This window comes from Streptomyces sp. NPDC053542 (genome assembly GCF_044544685.1).
GTDB lineage: Bacteria > Actinomycetota > Actinomycetes > Streptomycetales > Streptomycetaceae > Streptomyces.
Map to the genome: position 1 here is coordinate 159,406 of NZ_JBITXL010000010.1, position 22,189 is coordinate 181,594.

At 70.1% G+C, this 22,189-nt stretch carries 18 protein-coding genes and 1 pseudogene; 8 read left to right on the forward strand and 11 right to left on the reverse strand.

Annotated features, from left to right (window positions below; genetic code table 11):
- Positions 1–39: 39 nt before the first annotated feature.
- On the reverse strand, positions 40–453 hold the full coding sequence (locus tag ACIGXO_RS26855) for a DUF3662 domain-containing protein (protein ID WP_399791827.1): 414 nt from the start codon (positions 451–453) through the stop codon (positions 40–42).
- Positions 454–622: 169 nt separating this feature from the next.
- Here ACIGXO_RS26855 and ACIGXO_RS26860 point away from each other — a divergent pair, with 169 nt between their 5' ends.
- Positions 623–1,111 (forward strand): STAS domain-containing protein, encoded by a 489-nt coding sequence (locus ACIGXO_RS26860; protein WP_399791829.1) that lies wholly within the window; start codon positions 623–625, stop codon positions 1,109–1,111.
- 145 nt (positions 1,112–1,256) lie between these two features.
- Positions 1,257–2,099 (forward strand): alpha/beta fold hydrolase, encoded by an 843-nt coding sequence (locus tag ACIGXO_RS26865; protein WP_399791831.1) that lies wholly within the window; start codon positions 1,257–1,259, stop codon positions 2,097–2,099.
- Here ACIGXO_RS26865 and ACIGXO_RS26870 read toward each other — a convergent pair.
- Together ACIGXO_RS26870 and ACIGXO_RS26875 are read right to left on the reverse strand one after the other, a co-directional pair.
- Positions 2,083–3,384 carry an amidase family protein gene (locus ACIGXO_RS26870; RefSeq protein WP_399791833.1) on the reverse strand — a complete coding sequence of 434 codons (1,302 nt, stop codon included), beginning with the start codon at positions 3,382–3,384 and terminating at the stop codon, positions 2,083–2,085. The genes ACIGXO_RS26865 and ACIGXO_RS26870 overlap by 17 nt on opposite strands.
- A complete protein-coding gene (locus ACIGXO_RS26875; RefSeq protein ID WP_399791835.1) occupies positions 3,381–4,112 on the reverse strand; it encodes a ribonuclease H in 732 nt (243 codons plus the stop codon). Before ACIGXO_RS26875 ends, ACIGXO_RS26870 begins: the two co-directional genes overlap by 4 nt.
- A gap of 154 nt (positions 4,113–4,266) precedes the next feature.
- On the opposite strand from ACIGXO_RS26875, the gene ACIGXO_RS26880 reads away from it, so the two are divergent.
- Positions 4,267–6,816: a P-loop NTPase fold protein gene (locus ACIGXO_RS26880; protein ID WP_399791837.1), complete on the forward strand. Its 2,550-nt coding sequence runs from the start codon at positions 4,267–4,269 to the stop codon at positions 6,814–6,816.
- 123 nt (positions 6,817–6,939) lie between these two features.
- Here ACIGXO_RS26880 and ACIGXO_RS26885 read toward each other — a convergent pair whose 3' ends face one another.
- Both ACIGXO_RS26885 and ACIGXO_RS26890 read right to left on the reverse strand, forming a co-directional pair.
- A complete protein-coding gene (locus ACIGXO_RS26885; protein WP_399791839.1) occupies positions 6,940–7,551 on the reverse strand; it encodes an RDD family protein in 612 nt (203 codons plus the stop codon).
- Positions 7,552–7,638: 87 nt separating this feature from the next.
- Positions 7,639–8,283 carry a helix-turn-helix domain-containing protein gene (locus ACIGXO_RS26890; RefSeq protein ID WP_399791841.1) on the reverse strand — a complete coding sequence of 215 codons (645 nt, stop codon included), beginning with the start codon at positions 8,281–8,283 and terminating at the stop codon, positions 7,639–7,641.
- Between the two features lie 127 nt (positions 8,284–8,410).
- Between ACIGXO_RS26890 and ACIGXO_RS26895 the strand changes: the two genes are divergently transcribed.
- A complete protein-coding gene (locus ACIGXO_RS26895; protein ID WP_399791843.1) occupies positions 8,411–9,442 on the forward strand; it encodes an NAD(P)/FAD-dependent oxidoreductase in 1,032 nt (343 codons plus the stop codon).
- A gap of 173 nt (positions 9,443–9,615) precedes the next feature.
- Entirely contained in the window at positions 9,616–10,197 is a 582-nt protein-coding gene (locus ACIGXO_RS26900; protein ID WP_399791845.1) for a TerD family protein, read from the forward strand.
- Here ACIGXO_RS26900 and ACIGXO_RS26905 read toward each other — a convergent pair.
- The 5 genes from ACIGXO_RS26905 to ACIGXO_RS26925 form a co-directional block, all read right to left on the reverse strand.
- Positions 10,181–10,765 (reverse strand): DUF3291 domain-containing protein, encoded by a 585-nt coding sequence (locus ACIGXO_RS26905; RefSeq protein ID WP_399791847.1) that lies wholly within the window; start codon positions 10,763–10,765, stop codon positions 10,181–10,183. The two genes, ACIGXO_RS26900 and ACIGXO_RS26905, sit on opposite strands and share 17 nt — an antisense overlap.
- Positions 10,766–11,108: 343 nt before the next feature.
- Positions 11,109–12,635: a glycine betaine/L-proline transporter ProP gene (gene proP / locus ACIGXO_RS26910; RefSeq protein WP_399791849.1), complete on the reverse strand. Its 1,527-nt coding sequence runs from the start codon at positions 12,633–12,635 to the stop codon at positions 11,109–11,111.
- Positions 12,636–13,039: 404 nt separating this feature from the next.
- A complete protein-coding gene (locus ACIGXO_RS26915; protein WP_399791851.1) occupies positions 13,040–13,216 on the reverse strand; it encodes a hypothetical protein in 177 nt (58 codons plus the stop codon).
- A gap of 108 nt (positions 13,217–13,324) precedes the next feature.
- Positions 13,325–14,896, reverse strand: coding sequence for a hypothetical protein (locus ACIGXO_RS26920; protein WP_399791853.1), 1,572 nt, complete (start codon positions 14,894–14,896; stop codon positions 13,325–13,327).
- Positions 14,897–15,001: 105 nt separating this feature from the next.
- Complete coding sequence (locus ACIGXO_RS26925; RefSeq protein WP_399791855.1) at positions 15,002–16,468, reverse strand: sugar porter family MFS transporter; 1,467 nt, start codon at positions 16,466–16,468, stop codon at positions 15,002–15,004.
- Between the two features lie 480 nt (positions 16,469–16,948).
- Here ACIGXO_RS26925 and ACIGXO_RS26930 point away from each other — a divergent pair, with 480 nt between their 5' ends.
- Positions 16,949–18,004 (forward strand): DUF5954 family protein, encoded by a 1,056-nt coding sequence (locus ACIGXO_RS26930; RefSeq protein ID WP_399791857.1) that lies wholly within the window; start codon positions 16,949–16,951, stop codon positions 18,002–18,004.
- Between the two features lie 102 nt (positions 18,005–18,106).
- Here ACIGXO_RS26930 and ACIGXO_RS26935 read toward each other — a convergent pair whose 3' ends face one another.
- Positions 18,107–18,796 (reverse strand): FadR/GntR family transcriptional regulator, encoded by a 690-nt coding sequence (locus ACIGXO_RS26935; RefSeq protein WP_399791859.1) that lies wholly within the window; start codon positions 18,794–18,796, stop codon positions 18,107–18,109.
- A 448-nt stretch (positions 18,797–19,244) separates the two neighbouring features.
- Between ACIGXO_RS26935 and leuA the strand changes: the two genes are divergently transcribed.
- Entirely contained in the window at positions 19,245–20,996 is a 1,752-nt protein-coding gene (leuA, locus tag ACIGXO_RS26940) for a 2-isopropylmalate synthase (RefSeq protein ID WP_399792167.1), read from the forward strand.
- A pseudogene (locus ACIGXO_RS26945) lies at positions 20,993–22,186 on the forward strand (MFS transporter); the annotation flags it as partial. The gene leuA and the pseudogene ACIGXO_RS26945, both read left to right, overlap by 4 nt.
- Positions 22,187–22,189 lie beyond the last annotated feature (3 nt).

Consider the following 22,189-nt stretch of genomic DNA (forward strand, 5'->3'; position numbering starts at 1 on the left):
CATCGTTCCCGACGCCGTCCCCCGGGCGACCATCGTGCCTCATCCGGGGGCGTCGAAGGCGTCCGGGGCGATGTGCGGCAGGGCTTGGCTGGTAATGCGGTAGCGCCCGTTGGCGAGCGGGTGCCGGGTCTCGGCGACATGGACGGTGAGCGGTCCCGCCCACTCGTAGCCGTGCTCCGCGGCATGCCGGGCCAGCGCGTCCGTCAGCGCACGTCCCACGCGCCCGTCCCCCTCGCCGAGCTCCTGACGGAGCTCCTGGTGGACGTAGCGGGCGAGCTCGATGTCGTAGGCGTTGGGCACCAGTATCCGGCTCTCACTGCAGACGACGGCGTGCTCGTCGCACTCGCGTTGCAGGGCGTCGACCAGCCGTACCGGATCGCTCCGGAACACCCTGTTGACCAGGGTGTGTTCCCAGTGCTCCATCGTGTCTTCCAGTTGCGTGAGCAGTCCCATGCCGCGGCGGGTGCCCGCCGGCCGCCCTTGTCATGCCCGGGGAACCATTCCGGCCATTGGCACGCTTGGCAGGAAATCACACGCTTTCCAAGAACAAGACCCGCTACTGTCAGCAACGTGAGAGTCACTCACCTCTCCCCCACATCTCCCCGCACGATGAGGTTGCCAGATGCCGCTCCCCGACGGCTTAGAGATGACCGCGCTCGCCTCCTGTGAGGCCGGCACGGTGCTGCGGATCAGCGGCGAGCTCGATCACTGTACCGAGCAGCTCTTCCGCGCCTCCATAGGCACTTTCCTGGACCGCGGCCACCGCCATGTGGTCCTGGACTGTGCCACTCTCAGCTTCTGCGACTCCCGTGGCCTGAACTGCCTGCTCAGCCTGCAATGGCTGCTGGAGCGGCGCCAGGGCCGGCTGCTGCTGGCCCGCGTCCGCCACAACGTCACCCGCGTACTGCACCTCACCGGCTCCGGCGACCTGCTCCGCACGTACCCCACGGTGGCCCAGGCGCTGGCCGCACTGCCGGCGGAGGAGCGGCCGCGGTGGTCGGCGGGGGCCGGGGCTTCGGAGTGGGGGCCGTCGGGGCCGGAGCACCCGGCGGGGCCGGGGTATCCGTCGGGGACGACGTACGAGTACCGGTCGGGGGCTACACCGGCCTGAGAGCACGCGGCCGCTCGTCCACTGCGGTACGGCTTGTAGGGCCTGCCGCATGGCCTGCCGCATGGCCTGCCGCATGGCCTGCTGTACGGTAAGGGGTAAAGATAGCGTTTAGCGTTTACCCCTGAGCAGGAAGGGCGCCAGTCCCATGACCGACTCCCACGCGTGGCAGTTGAGCAGGACCTTCGCGAGCACGGCGGGCGCGGTCCGCTGGGAGCGTTTCGGGCCCGAGGACGCGGACCCGGTCGTCCTCCTGCACGGCACGCCGTTCTCCTCGTACGTCTGGCAGGAGATCGCCCGGGCACTCGCCCAGCGGTACCAGGTCTACGTCTGGGACATGCCCGGATACGGCGCGTCCGAGAAGCACGAGGGCCAGGACGTCTCCCTCGCCGCCCAGGGCGGGGTCTTCGCCGAGCTGCTCGCCCACTGGGGACTGACGCGCCCCGCCGTCGTCGCCCATGACTTCGGCGGGGCCGTCGCCCTGCGGGCACACCTCCTGCACGGGGCCGCATACAGTCGACTGGCGCTGGTCGACCCGGTGGCGCTCGCGCCCTGGGGCTCGCCGTTCTTCCGGCTGGTCGGCGAACACGCCCCCGTCTTTGAGCAGTTGCCGCACGCGCTGCACCTCGCGCTGGTACGCGAGTACATCCGTTCCGCGAGCCACCGGGGGCTGCGCGACGACGTGGCCGAGGAACTGGTGCGGCCGTGGTCGGGCGAGACGGGCCAGGCGGCGTTCTACCGGCAGATCGCGCAGGCGGACCAGCGCTACACCGACGAGATCCAGGAGAAGTACGCCGGTATCGACCTCCCCGTCACCGTCTGCTGGGGCACGGAGGACACCTGGATCCCGGTCGCCAAGGCCCACGAACTGGCGGCGGCCATCCCCGGCGCCCGGCTCCAACTCATCCCCGACGCGGGCCACTTGGTACCCCTGGATGCCCCCGCTCCCCTCCTCGCCGCGCTCCTGGACTTCCTCACCGCTCCGGCGTGAAGTCCGCGCTGTTCGTGAGGGCCTCCGCGGACAGTCCGGCGGCCCGCTCCGCCGCCGCGGCGACGGCGAGGAGCAGGGACTCGCCGCCGTGCGGGGCCACGAGCTGCAGGCCCACCGGACAGCCGTCCGCGCCGAAACCGGCCGGAATGCTCGCCGCCGGATGCCCGCTGAGGTTGAACGCCCAGGTGAGCGCGGTGCTGTACCGGTCGCCCGGGCCGTCGTGACCGTGCGGCGGATTCGGGGTGACCGGCGTCAGCAGGAGCGGGACGCGGGCGAAGAGGGCGGCGAGCCGGCGGTCGTTGTCCGCGCGTACCCGCTCGGCTTCGGCCCGGTCCGCTCCCGGTGTACGCAGGGCGAGCCAGGCGGGGCCGGGGTCGGCCAGGCGGACCGTTTCCTCATCCACGAGCCGGACGACGCCCGCCTCGGCGAGCCGGCCGGCCGCCCGGCGGGCGATCTCCGCCTGCTCGGCGTCCGGCCCGGCGAAGCCGAGATCGGCGGACCAGAGGGCGGAGACGGTACGCACGGTCGGCAGCGTATGCACCGCGGATTCTGTATGCACCGCGGATTCTGTATGCACCGCGGCCTGCGTACGTGCAGTCGGCAGCGTACGCACCGCGAGTTGCGCATGTTCCGCTGCTTGCGTACGCACCGTGGCTTGCGTACGCACCGCGTTCCAGTACGCCTCCGCGTCCTCCGCGCACCGGGTAAGCACTCCGGGTGCGGCGAGGCCCGTGCGGTCGGGCGAGGGCAGGACCCCGTTGGTGACCTTCAGGCCGAACACTCCGCACCAGGCGGCGGGAATCCGTATCGATCCCGCGCCGTCGCTCCCCGTGGCCAGCGGCACCAGACCGGCCGCGACCGCCGCGGCGGACCCGGCCGAGGAGCCGCCGGGCGTCCGGTCGGCGCGCCACGGGTTACGGGTACGTCCGCCCCGCCCCAGCCCCCAGGTCTGCCACGGTGTGCCCGGCCCCGGTACCGCCGTCGCGCCGACCGGCACGCACCCGGCCGCCACCAGGGCCCGCGCCGCGGCGTGCCGCGCGCCGCGCGGCCCCTTCACCGCCAGCGGTACACCGGCGAGGGGCAGGTCGGCCCCGGCGGCGACCAGCTGTTCGACCTCGGCCGCCCGGTCCAGCGCCGCGTCCCGCCACACCTCGGTAAAGGCATGCAGTTCCGGGTCGACCGCGTCGATCCGTGCCAGCGCGGCCACGACGACCTCGACGGCGCCGGTCTCCCCCGCTCGCACGGCCGCCGCGATCCCGGTGGCGGTGGGCGCCGGGTGGGTCACTCCCCGCTCTCCCCCGCCCCCACCCGGCAGTCCGGGTGCCCCCAGCCCTGCGGGTTCTTGGCGATGGTCTCCCCGGCGGTGTAGGAGCGGCCGCAGCGGCAGCGGCCGGGGAACTTGGCCTTGAGGGTGCGGCCGGAGGCCCCCGAGCCGCGCCGCTTCGACGCGGCGGACGACGTGGCGGCGGACGACTTCCCGGCGCCCGGGGCACGGCGCGCGCCGCCGGTACGCGCCGGTACCGCGGCGGGCGGCGGAGCCGGGGAACCGTACTCGCTGCCCGCTGCCTCCTGGGCCGTGGCGGCCTGGCTGGCGGCGCGGTCGGCGAAGTCGTTGAGCGGGTCGCCGTCCACCTGGTGCGCGGGCACGTACTGGAAGTCCACGTCGCGGCCCGCGAGCAGCGCGTCGATGCGGACGACGAGCTCCTGGTTGGCGACCGGCTTGCCGGCCGACGTCTTCCAGCCCTTGCGCTTCCAGCCGGGCAGCCAGGTCGTGACCGCCTTCATCGCGTACTGGGAGTCCATCCGGACCTCCAGCGGCACATCGGCGTCGACCACCGTCAACAGCCGTTCCAGCGCGGTGAGTTCCGCGACGTTGTTCGTCGCCGTACCCAGCGGCCCCGCCTCCCAGCGGGCGGGCCGGCCCGCCTCGTCGGCGATGACCCAGCCCCAGCCCGCCGGGCCGGGATTTCCCTTCGACGCCCCGTCACACGCGGCGATCACACGTTCAGCCATACCCCGATCATCCCAGCCCGCCCGACCCCCGAATGCCACGACTGCCGTCGGAGCCCGGTATCCGTCCGGGGGTGGGACCGAGAGGGTGAGAGAACTCATAATGGGCAACCGCGCACGGCCATCGCGCACGGACCACGGGGGACATGGGGGACGAATGGCACGGCTGCCCAATCCACGACTCTCACAAGCCGTACTCATCGGCTGCAGTCGCTATGCGGAGCTGGACGACATACCCGCGATCCGCAACAACCTGGAGGATCTCAGCGCGATCCTCGAAGAATCGGGTAGTTTCCGGCAGCCCCTCCTCATCCGCGAACCCGGCCATATCGGCGAGGTCGGCACCGCGCTCCGGCAGTCGGCAGAGCTGGCCGACGATGTCCTGCTCGTCTATTACGCGGGCCACGGCCTCATCGGCGACGACGGGGAATTGCATCTCGCCCTGTCGGAGAGTACGGAGGCGGACCTCTCCACGTCGGCCTTGCCCTTCTCGACCGTACGGCGGATCCTGCAGCAGAGCCCCGCAAGGGTCAGGATCGTGATCCTGGATTGCTGCTTCAGCGGCCGCGCCCTGAATTTCACGAGCATGGCCGGCAGCCCCGCTGCGAACCTCGCCGCGCTGAGCGAAATCTCCGGCACCTTCACCCTGACGTCGTCCTCGGCCACCAGACTGTCGATGGCCCGCGAGGGCGAACCGTTCACGGCCTTCACCGGCGAGCTGATCAGGCTGCTCAAGCAGGGCATTCCCGGGCCGGCCGAATTCCTGACCCTCCGGGCCATCGCGGGCGAGCTGCAGCACACCATGCGCGCCCTCGGCTACCCACCACCGCAGGTACAGAGCGTCAACAGCGCCGGCGAGCTGGGCCTGGTCCGTAACCCGGCATACGACCGGATCCACGCGGCGACGGCCGAGCTCTACACGACCGCCGAAAAGGCCATCTCCGCCGATGACACCCAGGGCGTTCAGCACGTCCAGGAGGCCCAGGAGGTGCAGGGGATCCAGGGGGTCCAGGAGGCATGGGGGGTCGGGCAATTTGAACCCGATGAGCAATTCGAGGAATTCCGGCAAACCGGGGACGTCGAGGCGGTCGCAGATACCACGGATGTCGAGGACGTCGAGGATGTCGAGGACGTCGAATGGTTCCACGACGCGCCCGCCACCGTCGACCTGCTGAACCGCGCGCCGGTGGCAAAGGTACTCGCCCTCCGCCTGGTGGAAACCCACACGACGCAGCCCGACACCTCTTTCCTCGTCCATCTCGACGGCCCGTGGGGCAGTGGCAAGAGCACCCTGCTGAATTTGCTGGCGGAGCACGTCGACGGCTCTTTCCGGGTAGCACAGTTCGATGCCTGGCAGCAGTCGCGGCTCGCGCCCGCCTGGTGGTCCCTGCTCACCTGCCTGCGCCAGGAAGTCACCCACGGCCGGCCCTGGTGGCGACGCCCTTTCCTCCGGATCAGGGAGTCGGCCGCACGCGCCCGCAGGACCGGCGCGCCGTACGCCATGGCCTTCGTCGTCGTGGCCGTGCTCGCCGCCCTTATCGGCTATCTCATCTGGCCGAAGAATCCCAGTCTGCTCAACTGGCAGGAGCAGGCCAAGGCGGTCACCGCGCTGCTGGCCGCGGTGGGAACGCTCGGCGCCGGCGTCCTGGTGGCCGCCCGGCTCTTCCTGTGGGATTCGGTACGCGGCGCCAGGCTTTTCGAGCAGACCCAGGCCAATCCGATGGCGGAGATCTCCGCCCACTTCCAGTGGCTGCTTCAGCGCTCGGACAAACCGGTCGCCTTCTTCATCGACGATCTCGACCGCTGCGACAAGGCGTACGTGGTGGAATTCCTGGACATGATCCAGACCCTGGTGCGCTCCATGGGGGACTCACGAGGCGACAACCGGTCCCGGGGTGGCAACGGGTCACGGGGCAGCGACGGGTCACGGGGCGGCAACGGGTCGCTGGGCGGCAACGGGGCGAATGCGGGGGCCTATTTCGTCGTCGCGGCGGACGGCGCGTGGCTCAGGCGCAGCTATGAATCCGCGCATGAGTCATTCGTCGGCTGCATCGCCGAGCCCGGCCGACCGCTCGGCTATCTCTTCCTGGACAAGCTCTTTCAGCTCTCGCTCCCGATGCCGGCGCTCTCGGCCGCGGCGCGGTCCTCGTACCTGGACGAAATGCTCAGGGTCGCGGACGCGCGCCCGGAGCCGGCGAGCCCGGCGGTCCAGGAGCCGCCGCGGCCTCGGGCCGACGGGGATTTTCTGGCACGCCTGCGACTGTTCGAGGTGGGCCGCGCGGAATGGGTGTCGGAGTTGATGAACAGCATCACAGAGCGCCGCCGCGCCGAGCACACCCTGCGGAAATTCGCGCCCGTGCTCGGCGACAATCCGCGGGCGGTCAAGAAATTCCTCAACACGTACAGCATCCTGCGTTCCATCCGGATCCTGGAGGACATCCATGTGGATCCGGACGCGCTGGCCCTGTGGTGCCTGATCCGCGTCCGCTGGCCGAACGTCGCGGACCACCTGGCCGCCTGCCCCGAAGCGGTGGCGGGCATCGCCGATCCCCTGTGGTGCTCCGAGCACTTCCCCGAGCCGCTGCGCGCCGCGGCGGAGTCACCCGAGCTGCAGGCCGTCGTGACCTCGCCGGACGGCGGACCGCTGACGCCCGACCTCATCAGCCAGTGCTGCGGCGCCCGCCGGAGCAGGACCGGCGGACGGTGAGTGCCCACGTCCGCCGGTCCACCGACTACTGCCTACTGCCTACTGCCTACTGCCTACTGCCTACTGCCTACTGCCTACTGCCTACTGCCTAGTATCGACGGTCTACCGTCAACTGCCGCTGGTCTACTGCCAGGTACTACCGGGCTGCGGCATCGGCGTGGCGTCGGCACGCACGACGATCACACTGGTGATCTTGTCGGCGAACGTCTGGCTCTTGGCGTCCCAGATGGCCCACCACCAGCCCAGCCCGAACACCACGTTGTTGAGGAACTGGAGCAGCCGGCGGCCGAGGGCCAGTCCGACGCCGAGCCTCACCTCGGCGTCACGCTCGCGGACGGCTCGGATGCCGAGGACCTTCTTGCCCACGGTCTGCCCGGTCCGGCCCTCGCGCCGCAGCTGGAAGACCACGGCCACGATCATCGCCAGGATTCCGAGCCAGGCCAGGATGTTCGCGAAGACCTCGCCGCTTTCGCCCGAGCTCGCTTCGATGCCGGATGCGATGCCCGTCAGCAGCCACATCGGCCCGAAGTTGATCAGGACGTCGAGTAGGAACGCACCCGCGCGCTGCAGCCAGCCGGCATACGGCGGTTGCTGCGACGCGTAGGACCCGGCCTGCTGCGGCGGCGGGTAGGGCGAGCCGTACGCCTGTTGCTGGGGCGGGTAGCCGTACGCCTGCTGCGGTTGCTGGGGCGGGTAGCCGTACGGCGTCTGCGGCGGCGGCCCGGGGTGACTCACTGCGAACACTCCTCGTCGTACTAACGGTAGGTACTAACAGGTGGGCATTGAAGGGTAGCCCGGCCCGCCGCCCGCCCCCTGAAGTGATCAGCCACCGCCCCCTCCCTCTCGCCCCTCCCGTCCCTCCCGTCCCGCCCCCTCCCGTGCCTTCGGCTTGGCGCGTACGTGCATGCGCTCGCCCTGACGGCCGAAGAGGCTCAGCAGCTCGACCGGGCCGTCACCGGTACTGCCGAACCAGTGCGGCAGCCGGGTGTCGAACTCCGCCGCCTCCCCCGGAGGCAGTACCAGGTCGTGGTCGGCCAGGATCAACCGCAGCCGCCCGGAGAGCACGTAGAGCCACTCGTACCCCTCGTGGGTGCACAGCTCCGGCTCGGACCGGGTGGCCGGGAGGATCATCTTGAAGGTCTGCAGCGGGCCGGGCTGCCGGGTGAGCGGCAGCACGATGTTGCCGTTCACGCGCTGCGGCGTGAGGCGGATGCGGGGATCGCCGACCTCGGGCGCGACGACCAGCTCGTCCAGCGGCACCTGGTGTGCCTGCGAGATCGGCAGCAGCAGCTCAAGGCTCGGGCGGCGCTGCCCGGCCTCCAGACGCGACAGCGTGCTCTTCGAGATACCGGTCGCCTCGGAGAGCGCCGCCAGGGTCACACCGCGCTGAGTGCGCAGGCGCTTGAGGCGGGGGCCGACTTCGGTGAGGGCTCGGGCGATGGCGGGTGAATGCTCCACGCCGCCCATTGCACCGCTCCGTCCCGGAAACGGCAACAGAAATTGCCCCTACTGGATGGCGCCCGCACCCTGATGCCACAAACCCCCGCCACAGGCGAGCGGAAGCCAGACACAACACAGAAAGGTAATGAGGCCCATGACCATGACGAACGAGAAGACAGCCAACAATCCGACGTACGACGTGGTAGTGATCGGTGCGGGCGCCGGCGGACTCAACGCGGCGTTGGTACTGGCTCGTTCGCGCCGCCGAGTGGCCGTGGTGGACGCCGGACAGCCGCGCAACGCCCCCGCCCCGCACATGCACGGCTTCCTATCCCGGGACGGCATGGCACCAAGGGACCTGCTGGCAGCCGGCCGAGCCGAACTGACCAGCTACGGCGTAGACCTGATAGCAAGTCAGGCACAGCGCATAGACCGCATAGTCCACATAGACCGCACAGAACACATCGAACACATCGAACACACAGAAGAAGCAACCCCTCACCTCCAAGTACGGCTGGCCGGCGGCCCCGTACTCGACGCCCGGCACGTCGTAGTGGCGACCGGACTCCGCGACCACCTGCCCGACATCCCGGGCGTCCGCGAACGCTGGGGCACCGACCTCCTCTTCTGCCCGTACTGCCACGCCTACGAGGTCCGCGACCAGCCGATCGGCGTGCTGGGCACGCACCCGGCCGCGGTCGGCCACACGCTGCTGCTGCGCCAGTGGTCGGAGGACATCGTGTACTTCGCGCACACCCAGCAGCCGGGCGAGGAGGACCGCGAGCGGCTGACCGCCCGCGGCGTGCGCATCGTCGAGGGCACGGTCAAGCGGCTCGTGGTGGAGAACGACCGGCTGCGCGGGGTCGAACTGACCGAGGGCCGCGTAGTACTCCGCAGTGCGGTCTTCGTCGTCCCGACGATGGTGCCCCGCGACGACCTGCTCACCGGCCTGGGCTGCGCGAAGGACGACAACGGCTGGGTCGTCACCGACCGTGCGGGCCGCACCAGCGTGCCCGGCGTGTGGGCCGTGGGCAATGTCATCGACCCGCGCGCGATGGTGGTCACCGCCGCCGGGATGGGCGCGGCCGCGGCCTTCGCCCTCAACCAGGAGCTGGTGAACGACGACATTTCCCGCGCCGTCGCACACCACCGCACGGCCGCAGCCCTGCCGCCCCTCGCCCGCTGACACCCCAGTGAGAGGCGCCACCCGGCGTACCCCCCTCGACGCCCCTCGACACTCCCTCGATTCTCTACACTGCTGTAGATGCTGAGGGGTCGGCGACCCCGGCCGGGCATTCCCACCCGGCTTCAGCTGCATCTACCACCGGGAACCGACCGACACGAGCGAGGCTTCTCCGTATGTCCGTGAACCTGAACAAGGGCCAGCAGATCAGCCTGAGCAAGTCCGACGGCGGCACGCTCAGCGTGGTACGCATGGGTCTGGGCTGGCAGGCAGCGCAGCGCAAGGGCTTCCTCGCCAAGCTGGCCGGCGCCCGGGAGATCGACCTGGACGCCTCGGCGGTGCTCTTCGCCGACAAACAGCCCGTGGACGTCGTCTTTTTCCAGCATCTGACCAGCGACGACGGTTCCGTGCACCACAGTGGGGACAACCTCGTCGGCGGTACGGGCCAGGGCGACGACGAATCCATCGCGGTCGACCTCCGGCGCGTCCCGCCCCACATCGACCAGATCGTCTTCACGGTGAACTCCTTCACCGGCCAGACCTTCGAGGAAGTGCAGAACGCATACTGCCGACTGCTCGACGAAAAGACTGGCGAGGAACTGGCCCGCTACACCCTCACGGGCGGCGGCCGGCACACCGCCCAGATCATGGCCAAGGTCCAGCGCTCCGGCACCACCTGGCACATGGCCGCCCTCGGCGAACCGGCCACGGGCCGCACCTTCCAGGACCTGATGCCCGCCATCAGCCGCCTCCTCTGACCCCCTGGCGGGGGCCCGCACAAGGCCCCCGCCAGCCCCCGTCAGCCCCTCTGGTCGGAGTTCCGTCCGGGGCGAACGAGTGGTGGAAGGTGAAGGCGTGCGGCGCGGAGCCGTGGTCGTGGAGGTGCTCCAGCCTGGAAACCCCGTCCTGCCAGGTGGGTATCGCGTCGTCGGAGACCCACCAGAACACGTAATTCGGGTGTGCTGCCCTCTCGAACCAGTCGTAACGCCTGTTCAGCGCCGCACGGTGCAGGCCGGTGTAGATGGCGTCGAAGGCGGGGCGCAGGCCGGTCCAGAGCGAGAGGGTCGCGGCCAGGGCGGTGGTCTCCGCCGTACGGCCCTTGCCGTACCAGGTCGGTACGACGAATTCGCCCCACGCACCCCAGTCCAGGTCGAAGTGTGAGCCCCGGTCGCCGTCTGCCGCTTCAGCATGCGCGAGGTATCCGGGGTGCTGACCGATCTCCCGGTAGACGGCCTCACCAATGTCGTAGAACTCGCGCGTGAGAGGCGCGGGATCGGCGAGAGGCGACTTCAGGACACCGAAGGTGTACAGCGCGAGATGGGGCATACGTCTCTCCCTGGTTGGAGGTGCCTGGTGCGGCTGCGGGTGGCTCAGCCTGAAGGAACTCCTGTGCGACCGTGGGCGATCGCCGAGGACCAGGTGAAGGTAGCTGCCCCTGCGGGCCCTGTCGAAGTTGCGTTTTCCCTGCCCAAGTGGCCTCGTGCACCGGTCATGTGGGCCAGCCCACGACTCGGCCAGAGCCGTGACCAGGAGGCGGGCTCGGGCATGTATGTGCCAGTGCGTCAGCACTACGCGGCACTACGCGGCGGGCCCCATGCTGTGCACAGGGCCCGCCGTGTGTTTGGAGTTTGTGGCGTTCGCCGTGGAGGCGTGGGCCGGGGGCTTCGGGCTAGTCCTTGTCGTCCTTGTCATGGCGCGGCAAGCGCCCATGGCGGAGGCCGATCCAGACGTCGCGGGCTCGGCGGCCCGCGTGGGTGCGGCTGTGGGCGACCAGCTGGCGGGCCTGTTGTTCGTCCTCGACCATGTGTGAGGAGCCGCGCAGCGGCTTGCCGGCCGTCTCGTGGAGGAAGACGGCCGAGATGACGCCGATGATGCCGGCCGCCATCAGGTAGTACGCGGGCACCATCTTGTCGCCCGTGGACTCCACCAGTGCCGAGGCGACCAGCGGGGTCGTGCCGCCGAAGAGCGAGACGGAGACGTTGAAGGCGACGGACAGGCCGCCGTAGCGCAGATGCGTGGGGAAGAGCGCGGGCAGCGTGGACGCGCTGGTGCCCGCGAAACAGACCAGCAGCAGGCCGAGGATCACGCAGCCGATGGCGGGGAGGAGGATGCCGCCCTGCTTGATGAGGAGGAAGGCGGGGATGGCCAGGACGACCATCGCCGAGCCTGCCCAGAGGAACATGGGGCGGCGGCCGAAGCGGTCCGAGGAACGGCCGACGGTGGTGATCGTCAGGACGACCAGGACCATCGTGCCGAGGACGAGCAGCTGGGCGGTCAGGCTGGGTTCGCCGAGGGTGCTGGTCATGTACGTGGGCAGGTAGGACGTGACCATGTAGTTGGTCACGTTGTAGAGCAGCACCAGGCCCATGCAGATGAGGATGGCCTCCCAGTGGTGCGTGAACAGCTCCTTCAGCCGGCCCTTGCCGGACATGCGTGCCTGCTCGACCGGGTCCTCCGTCAGGGCGCCGTCCTTCTGCGCCTCCTGATGCTTGGCCTCGACCTCCTGGAAGGCCGGGGTCTCCTCCAGCTTCATCCGCATGTAGAGGCCGATCAGGCCGAGCGGCCCGGCAACATAGAAGGGGATGCGCCAGCCCCACGAGAGCATCTGCTCGTCGCTGAGGACGGCGGTCAGTACGGTGACGAGGCTGGAGCCGAGCGAGTAACCGACGAAGGTACCGAAGTCGAGCCAGCTGCCGAGGAAGCCGCGTTTGCGGTCCGGTGAGTACTCCGCGATGTACGTCGTGGCGCCCGCGTACTCACCGCCGGTCGAGAAGCCCTGCACCAGCCGGCACAGCAACAGCAGTATGGCCGCGGCCAGTCCGATGGATTCGTAACCGGGCAGGAAGCCGACCGCGAAGGTGCTGATCGCCATCATGATCATGGTGGCGGCGAGCACCCGCTGGCGTCCGATGCGGTCACCCAGCGGCCCGAAGACCAGACCGCCGAGCGGGCGCACGAGAAAGGCCGCGGCGAACGTGGCGAACGTCGAGATCACCTGCGCGCCGGGCGAACTGGAGGGGAAGAAGACCTTGCCGAGGGTGGGGGCGACATAGGCGTAGACGCCGAAGTCGAACCACTCCATCGTGTTGCCCAGGGCCGCGGCCGAAACCGCCCGTCTGACCTTGGGTTTGTCGACAACCGTGACGTCCTCGGGGGCCACCGGGCGCTTGCGTCGGCGTAGCAGCGTACGCACCATGCGCTCGGTTCGTACGCTGCCCGATCCGTACCCGGCGGACTGCGTACCCTTGCGCGCTTGCCTGGATCGTTCGTTGTGCCCGTGTTTCATGGCTCCGCGTACTCGTCGTCGGGTCGGGTGGCGTGGGCGGGTGCCGTCCGGAGCGCGGATGACCGCCGCGACTGACACGCTTTCGTCATCCTATTGCCGGTTTGCCCCACTGAGCACAGTTTGCCAGTGCGCGCGCCGTCCGTACCGTAAGGCCCCACCGGACCTCGCGTACCCACATGACCGCACGCAAACGGCCCCGCCCGCTCTCATGACCGGACGCAAGCCGCCTCGCCCGCTCTCATGACCGGACGCAAACGGCCCCGCTCGTTCTCGTGACCGCACGCAAACGACCCCGCCAGCTCCCGGTCCCGCCCTTACTCCCGCTTCGAGGCGCGCTTCGGTGCCGGGCGCGGCTTCTCACCTCGTACGGACGGCTGGTCCGCGTTGACCTCCTCGGCGCTGCGGTCCCGCTCGTCCTTCGCGGGCTCGCGCTTCCGGTCCGGTGCCGTGCCCGCCTCGTGCGGGTCCCGGTCCGTACGCTCCTCGCCCATGCTGCCTCCCAGGGTCGCGGTGACGGGGTCCCGCCACCGCTCCCATCCCCTCACGCCCCGCCGCCCTGGGCGACCTCCCACTGCTCCGAACGGCGGCGTGTCCCCGGGTCACGTACCGAACGGCAGCACCCGGCGGAAGAGGTCAAGCGCCTCGTCCGCCCAGCCGATCACCTTCAGCGTCGGTGTCAGATTCCCCGGCGGCCGGTTGATCAGCGTGTCGCGGCGGATGAGCCGGTCGAAGTCCACCAGGACCGGGTCGGCGCGTGGCGTGAGCCCGTCGGGATGCCGGAACTCGACGTTCGCCCGTCGCATGACGTTGATCAGCTCCTGGGCGACGATCCCGTACCCGACGGTGGTCGGGTGGACGCCGTCCAGCGAGAACAGGCCGCCGTCGACGCGCCGGTCCCCGTCGCTCGCGAGGAAGTGGGTGTTGGGCGGCGGGGTGAGGGCCTGCAGCTCCGGCGGCAGCGGGTACGGCTGCCACCACTCCGGGCGGGCGAGCGGGTCCTCCAGGTAACGGCGTGCGGCGAGCCGGTCGAGCAGGCCCGCGGTGTCCAGCAGGTACCAGTCCCGGTCCGCCTCCCGGGCCTGCCGCACTTCCGTGGTGATCGCGTCGTTGTACTGGTCGATGGCGCGATCGATGGCGCGCGCCTGGTCGGCGGTGATGTGCGGGTCCTGGCGCGGGTCGAAGGCGCGGTCGCTGATCCAGGGGCGGGTGTAGTACGGGAAGTAGGCGGATCCCGGCTCGGTCTTGCCGCCGACGCCGCGCGCGATCGGCGCGACGGTCACGTGCGGCACGGTGCACCAGATGACGTGCCGCGCCTTGATCTCGCGGACCTCGCGGACGACCTCCCGCAGTTCGGCGGCGAAGTGCTCGGGCCGCCAGACGGTGAAGGCGCCCTTGCGCGCCAGGTCGTCGTAGCCTTCCTCGCTCCAGACGACGCGTAGGTCGGTCACCGTCTGCAGGGCGTTGTTGGAGCCCAGGAACACGATCAGCGTCTCGATGCCGTGCTCCGGATCCATGCCGTCCGTGTCCCCGGTCTCCTCGCCGAGCACCTTGGCGGCGCCGAGCTGCGACAGGGCCGCGGCCTCCGGCGGTTCGGTGGGCAGTACGCGCAGCGCGGCGCGTTCGGCGGCGTTCTGCACGACCTGGTACACCAGGTCGTCCTTGGGCTTGGAGATCCGCGCGCGGCAGACGTCGGCCGACTTCTCCAGCGCGTCCCGCAGGTCCCAGCCGAACGCCGCGAGGTTGTGGTGGAGGGCCCGGGTCCGGGGCACCGCCGTGCCGGGGCCACGCTCCCAGTAGTCCTCCACCCGGTCCATGAAGCCGCGGACCCGGAAGAGCGCGGGGGCCGTCTCCCACCAGTCCACGTCCCGGCCGTAGCGCGCTTCGAGGTCGCGCAGCAGCAGTTCGATGTTGAGCGGGAGCCCTCCGTACCCGTTGTAGGAGGGGTACCGGAAGGAGTCGCTCCACCCCATTTCGTGGGCGATGATCGCGGGGAAGGACAGGTCGGTATGGAAGATCGAGCCGCTCTGGAACCCGTGGGTCAGCGAGTCCCCTACGGTGACCAGCCGGTGCCGCGGCTGCCCCTGCCACTCACGTGCGGGGACCTCGATGCCCAGCGTCGAATCGCTGACCGGTACTCGCGTGTCGTGCTGCCGTCGTCCGGAATCGTTCATGCTCTCCCCTGACTGACGCACCGAGGCCCTTACAAGCCCTCTGCAGAGCCCCTACAAAGCCCCTTACCAAGCCCCTTACATGACAGCGCAAGTTGCCGCCGGCGGCTACGGGGCGCTCGTCCGCGCCACGGATTCCCGTCGGTACGTCTCACCCGTCATGGCTTCCAATTCCCGCTGCTTGGTCTCGGGTACCTTCCGCTGCACGAAGAAGAAGGAGGCGAAAGCGAAGAAGGCGAAGGCGCCGTAGAGCCAGGAGAGGCCGACCTTGGTGGTCATCGGCTCGAAGGAGAAGGTGACGATGAAGTTGAAGATCCAGTTCGAGGCGGTACCGATCGCCAGCGCCATCGCCCGCATCCGGTTGGGGAACATCTCGGCGAGCATGACCCACATGACCGGGCCCCAGGAGAGCGCGAAGAAGACCACGAAGGCATTGGCGCCGATGAGCGCCAGCGCCCCGTACGGGCTGGGCAGAGTCACGTCCGCGCCGCTGCCGCGCTGCTGGGAGAAGGCGACCGCGGTGAGCAGCAGCGCGACGAACATGCCGGCGGAGCCGATGGAGAGCAGCCGGCGGCGCCCGACCCGGTCCACGAACAGCATGGCGACGACGGTCATCACCACATTGATCCCGGCGGTGATCACCGACGTGGTGAACGAGCTGGACTCACTGAACCCGACCGACTTCCACAGCGTGGTGGAGTAGTAGAAGATCGCGTTGATGCCCACCAGCTGCTGGAACGCGGCCATCACGATGCCGACCCAGACCAGTGGCGCAAGCCCCAGCCGGGGGCCGCGGATGTCCTTGAAGCTGCTCCGGTGCTCCTTGTGCAGGGTCTCCCGGATCTCCTGTACTTTCCCCTCCGGGTCGGGGACGCCGGTCACCCGCCGCAGCACGCCGGCGGCCTTGTCGTACTGGCCCTTGAGCACCAGGTAGCGCGGGGACTCCGGGATCAACAGCGCCAGTACACCGTATACAAGCGCCGGGACGATGCCGACCAGGAACATCCAGCGCCAGGCCGGCATGTCGAGCCACAGCTCCTTCGACGCGCCTCCCGCGGCCGCGGCCAGACCCTTGTTGGAGCTGAGCACCACCAGCTGCCCGATGGTGATCGCCAGCTGCTGGAGGGACCCGAGCGCGCCGCGCCCACTCGCCGGCGCCACCTCCGAGATGTACGCGGGTGCGATCACGGACGCGATGCCGATGCCGAGCCCACCGATCACCCGCCAGAGCATCAGGTCCGGTACCGAGAAGGCGAAGGCCGAGCCGGCCGAGCTGATGAAGAACATCGCCGCGCCGAGGATCATCACGTTCCGCCGCCCCCACCCGTCGGCCAGCCGCCCCGCGTACCAGGCGCCGACGGCGCAGCCCAGCAGCGCGATGGAGACGACGAATCCGGAGAGGAAGGAATTGAGCTCGAAGTGCGAGCTCAGGGAGTCCACCGCGCCATTGATGACGGAGGAGTCGAAGCCGAAGAGAAAACCGCCGACCGCGGCCGCGATGGAGATACCGACGGCCTTGCCGTGGTGGCCGGAGCTGGGGCTGGACGGCTGTGGTCCGGAGGCCGTTCGGGCCATATGCGGGTGTCACCTTTTCCAGAGTCGACGCGGTCCGTTGTGCTGGAGCACCAGGAGTACCCAGGAGTACCAGGGGCATTGTCGAGCAGCGTGCCGGTCCGGCCGTGGAGGAACCGCCGGGACTCGCACCCCCGGCACCCGCGACTACCCCGATGGCCCGGCACCGGGGCCGATCGGGTGACGGCGGCCGAGGGGGCGACGCGCCCTGGTCGGCAGGCAACCGTAGACAGTCGGCGCACGTCCGCAGACAGTCGACGCGCCTCCGCAGACAGTCAGCTGGACGCGTATTCGTAGACAGTCGGCTCGGCGCGCATCCGTAGACAGGCGGCTCCGCACGCGTCCGTAGACAGTCGGCTCGGCGCGCATCCGTGAACAGTCGGCTCGGCGCGTATCCGTAAACGCGTACGAACCATGCCACTCCAGAGTTGTCTGCGCGGATCATGATCAGTCGTAGTAAGAGGCGGCAGCAGAATGTGCGCCATGAAAGAGGACTGGAAGCAGCAGATCGACCGGCTCCACGCTGATCTGGTGCGCCGGGACGACCCGGTGGCCTGGGTGAACGAGGCCGATGCCGTCAAGGCGTCCAGCCGCTATCCGCATATCGCCGTCCGCGGCGCGCTGTTCGGTATCGCCACCCAGGACGCCGCTCAGGACGACACCCAGGACTCCGCCCAGGACTCCGCATCCGGTACGGAGTGGCGGTTGCAGGGGCCGATGGCGGACGGCACGCCCCAGCAGGCCAGGGACGGGCTCAACTCGAAGCTGTGGTTCAGGGCCCTGGAAGACACCGATGACCCTGCCGTACGCCGCGAGCTGCTGAAGGCCGTGGCCGTCCTCGAACGCGAGCCGGTCGACGAGTTGGAGGTACTCGGCGTGCGCTACCGGGTGGTGCGCGCCGACGAGTTCGCCCGGTGCGGCGAGGACGGGCTTGAGCCGCCCAGGCCCACGGACACCGATCCCGCCGACCGGTCCTGGACCGGCCGCCACAATCCGCCCTCCCGCGATACCGGCCACGTCCTCGACCCCGGCCGCGCGGAAGGCATCATGGCCGCCGCCCTGAAACTGGGCCTGCGGGAGTTCGCGTACGCCGGTGCCCGGTACCCCGCCGACGTGCGCAAGGACTCCGAGCGGGCGGCGCGCACGCACCCGGACATCGCCCTGCTGCCCGTCGGCTTCGGCATCGCCGAACGCGTCGGGAAGGCGTGGCGGCCGCACGGTTCCCTCATGCCGACCCCGCACGACGCGCGCCGCCTCCTCCACGACGCGCTGACCGACGTCTGGCCGCGGCTCTACGACCTCGGCGCCGCCGAGCAAGCGCGCTACGCGCGAGCCGCCGAGCGGTTCAGGGCCGCCGGGCGGGACGACCAACTACGGGTGGACGACCGGCTGTTCCGCATCTGCCGCATCGAACGGCTGGTCAGGTGGGGGCCGGACGGGCCGGAACGGCCACGCCCCTCGGACCAGGCCCATGACTACGAACCGATGAAGATCCATCCCACTATGGATGAGGACGGGACCGTTCACCACGATCGCTGACCGGTGGGCCGCTGACCGGTGGGCCGCCCGCCGCCGGCCGCGCCATCTCTGAGACTCAGAGGCCGTCTCTGAGACTCAGAGGTCAGAGGCCATCTCTGAGATTCAGAGGCGGTGGAGGCGCGCCAAGGTCTGTTCCAATTCGGTCTGGAGGGCCCGGACGGCGGCATCGCCGTCGCCGCGTTCGACGGCCTCGACCAGGGCGGCGTGCGCCTCGTCGCCGTGGTTCGGCTCCTCCGCGCGCAGGCCGAGCATGTCCAGCAGGTCGATCAGCCCGTTGCGCAGCGCGGGGACGAATTCGGCGAACAGGTCGCTGAGTACGGGATTGTGGGCACCGGCCACCACCGCGGCGTGCAGCGCGATGTCCGCGTCGACGAAGGCCGCGTCCGCGCCGGCAGCGGCGGCGCGGCGGCCGTCCAGCGCCGCTCGCAGGGCGGCGAGGTCCGCTTCCGTACGGCGCTCCGCCGCCAGGCGCGCGGCCTGTACCTCGACGAGCATGCGGACCTCGTAGACATCGGTCACCGCGGCGCGGCGCAGCCGGGTCGGCCAGTCCTCGTCCGGCTCGGTGGCGATGACGAAGACGCCGGCCCCCTGCCGCGCTTCCAGCAGCCCGGCACCGGCGAGCGCGCGCAGGGCTTCGCGCACGGTGGAGCGGCCCACGCCGAGGGTCTTGGCCAGGGCGGTTTCGGCGGGGAGCTTCGTACCGACCGGCCACTGCCCTTCGGTGATCTGGTCGCGCAGGTGCTGGGTGGCCTGTTCGACCAGGGGGCTGCGGCGGAGGGCACCGAGCGGCATGGCCGCCATCACCTCTTCGCTTCTCAGGTTGTCCGACAAGGGTCGGTGGCCAGCTTACTCGGCCGGTCGCCGCAGCCCCCTGACCAGAGGTGAGGTGCCTTGGGCACTCACACCTCAGCTTGTCTGAGGAGTTGATTGCGGCTACGGTACCCGGCATGCCGCTGCGCGAGCTTCTTCTTCTCGGCCGCCGCTGCGGGGCCTGATCCGACCGGCACCCCGCAGCGGGGTTCCAGGCTGCGCCGGTCATGGCAGCTGACCGAGAGAGAAGTCCCGCCACATGGCTCCCCGCGAAATCTGTGAAACGCGCGAGACCAGCGAGATCCGCGAAACCAACGAGACCTGCGAAATCAACGAGACTTGCGAAAACACGGAGTTCCCCACGCTGCGGACCCCGTCCGGCGCTGTTCCGCTCGACGCGCCCGCGTGGAACCCCCAGCGGCCGAGCGCCATGCCGCACTACCGCTATCAGCCCGTGCACGACCGGGTAGCGCTGCCCCTGAGGGACCGCACCTGGCCGTCCCGCCGCATCGAGCGGGCTCCGCTGTGGGTACCGGTCGACCTGCGCGACGGCAACCAGGCGCTCGCCGAGCCGATGGACACCGCGCGCAAGCGCCGGATGTTCGACCTGCTGGTCGCCATGGGCTTCAAGGAGATCGAGGTCGGCTACCCCTCCGCGAGCCAGACCGACTTTGACTTCGTACGCCACCTGGCCACCAGTGGTGCCGTGCCCGAGGACGTGACCGTCTCCGTCTTCACCGCGGCCCGGCACGACCTCATCGACCGGACCATCGCCTCGATCGAAGGTCTCCCGCGCACCGTCGTGCACCTCTACACGGCCACCGCGCCCACCTGGCGCGACGTCGTACTGGGACGTTCCCGCGCCGAGGTGCACGCGCTGATCCGGGACGCCGCGACCCATCTGATGCGGCGCGCGGAGGAACGGCCGGGTGCCGACGTCCGGTTCGAGTTCTCCCCCGAGGTCTTCAACCTCACGGAGCCCGACTTCGTCCTGGAGGTCTGCAACGGCCTGACCGAGCTGTGGGACGCGTGCCCGGACCGGCCGGTGATCCACAATCTGCCGGCGACGGTGGAGGTGGCGACCCCCAACGTGTACGCGGACCAGATCGAGTACCTTGACCGGCACCTGACGCACCGTCATTCGGTGATCCTGTCCGTTCATCCGCACAACGACCGCGGCACCGGCGTGGCCTGCGCGGAGCTCGCCGTCCTGGCCGGGGCGCAGCGGGTGGAGGGCTGTCTGTTCGGCAACGGCGAGCGGACCGGCAACGTCGACCTCGTCACCCTGGCCCTGAACCTGTATGCGCAGGGCGTGAATCCGATGGTCGACTTCTCCGACATCGACGCCGTACGCGAGACGGTGGAGCACTGCACCCGGCTGCCGGTCCACCCGCGCCACCCCTACGGCGGCGAACTGGCGCACACCGCCTTCTCCGGTACGCATCAGGACGCCATCGCCAAGGGCCTTGCCCACCATGCCAAGCAGGCCGCCGAGTTGGGCGTGCCCGCCGAAAAGGCCGCGTGGGCGGTGCCGTATCTGCCCATCGACCCGGGAGACATCGGCCGTACGTACGAGGAGGTCATCCGCATCAACTCGCAGTCCGGCAAGGGCGGTGTGGCCCACCTGCTGCACACCCACCACGGGCTGGACCTGCCCGCGACGATGCGCCCGGACTTCTCGCGCACGGTGCAGCGGGTCACCGACGCGGACGGCCGGGAGCTGTCGCACAAGGATCTGTGGGATCTCTTCCGGGCGACCTATATCGCGCCGGGGCTGGGCGGTCGGGGTGGTCGGGCCGGTCACGGTGGTCAGGGTGGTCAGGGTGGGCCAGTTGAGCTGGTCTCCTGGAGTACAGCTGAGGGCGGCTCGGGCGAGCACCACTTCTCGTGCGTGCTCCGCATCGACGAGGAAGGGCAGGAGCGGCACTGTCAGGGCACCGGAAACGGGCCGCTGTCGGCGTTCACCGACGCCCTCCGCGCGGCCGGGTTGACGGTCGACATCATCCAGTACACCGAACACGCCACCACGACGGGCCCGGGCAGCCACGCCATCGCCTACGCCGAGTGCCGCGTGAACGGCGTCACCTGCTGGGGTGCCGGCTGGGACACCTCCCTGCTGACCGCCTCGGTGCAGGCCGTCATGGCCGCCGTCAACCGCGCCGAGGGCGGGGCTGCCCGATGAAGAAGGGACAGCTCGGCTTTCTGGCCGGTACGCACCTGGTCAACGACCTCTATCAGGGCGCGATCCCCGCGATGCTGCCCTTCCTGATGTCGCAGCGGCATTACAGCTATGCCGCGGTCTCCGGCCTGGCGTTCGCGGCGAGTGGCATCTCCAGCCTGTTCCAGCCGCTGTTCGGCGTGCTCGCCGACCGCAGGCCACGGCCGTGGCTGGTGCCGGCCGGGTTCTGCACGGCGGCGCTGGGCGTTGTCGCGGCGGGGCTCTCCGGGAGCTATCCGCTCACCTGGTTGTGCGTGGCACTGGCCGGGATCGGCATCGCGGCCTACCACCCGCCCGCGACCAGTCAGGCCCGCGCCGCCGGCGGATCGTCGCAGCGGGCCATGAGCGTCTTCTCGGTCGGCGGGACGATCGGCGGCGCCCTCGCTCCGGCGCTGGTCACCCTCGTCATCGGCGCCGCGGGCTTCTCCGGGAGCTTCTTACTGGCGGTCCCGGCCCTGGTCATGGCCGTACTGTGGGCGCTCAAGGGGCCGCGGATACGGTGGCGGGGACGGTTGCGGGGGCACGCCGCGGCAGCCCCGCCGGGTGGCGCAACGGACGGGCCGGGGGCGGCCGGTGCGCGGCGGGCCGACGGTGCACTGTCGACGGCGGACAGTTCACGGTCGACAGCGGGCAGTCCGCGGTCGACGGACGACTGGCGGTCCTTCGCCCGTCTGGTGGCCGTCATCGTCGGCTGGTCGATCCCCTACGTCACGGTCACGTCAATGGTGTCGCTGCACGCCCAGCAGGACCTGGACCGGTCAGCGGCGGCAGGTGCCGCCGTGCTCACCACGTACACCGCGGCCGGTGCGGTCGGCACCCTGCTGGGCGGCTGGGTGGGCGATCGGTACGGCCGCAAGTCCGCGCTGCGGGCCGGCTACCTCGTGGCGCTCCCCGCCCTCGCGGGCATCGCCTGGGCCCCGTCGTACCCCGTACTGGTGCTGAGTACCGCGGTGTTCGGCATGGCGATGTTCCTGCCGTTCGCCGCGCACGTCACGCTCGCCCAGGACTACCTGCCCCACCGCCCCGGCACGGCCAGCGGGCTGACCCTGGGGCTGGCGATGGCGGCGGGCGGCCTCTGCTCCCCCGCCTTCGGATGGCTCGCGGATACGAGTGGACTGCCGACCGTATTCCATGTACTGCTCGCGGTATTCGTCGTA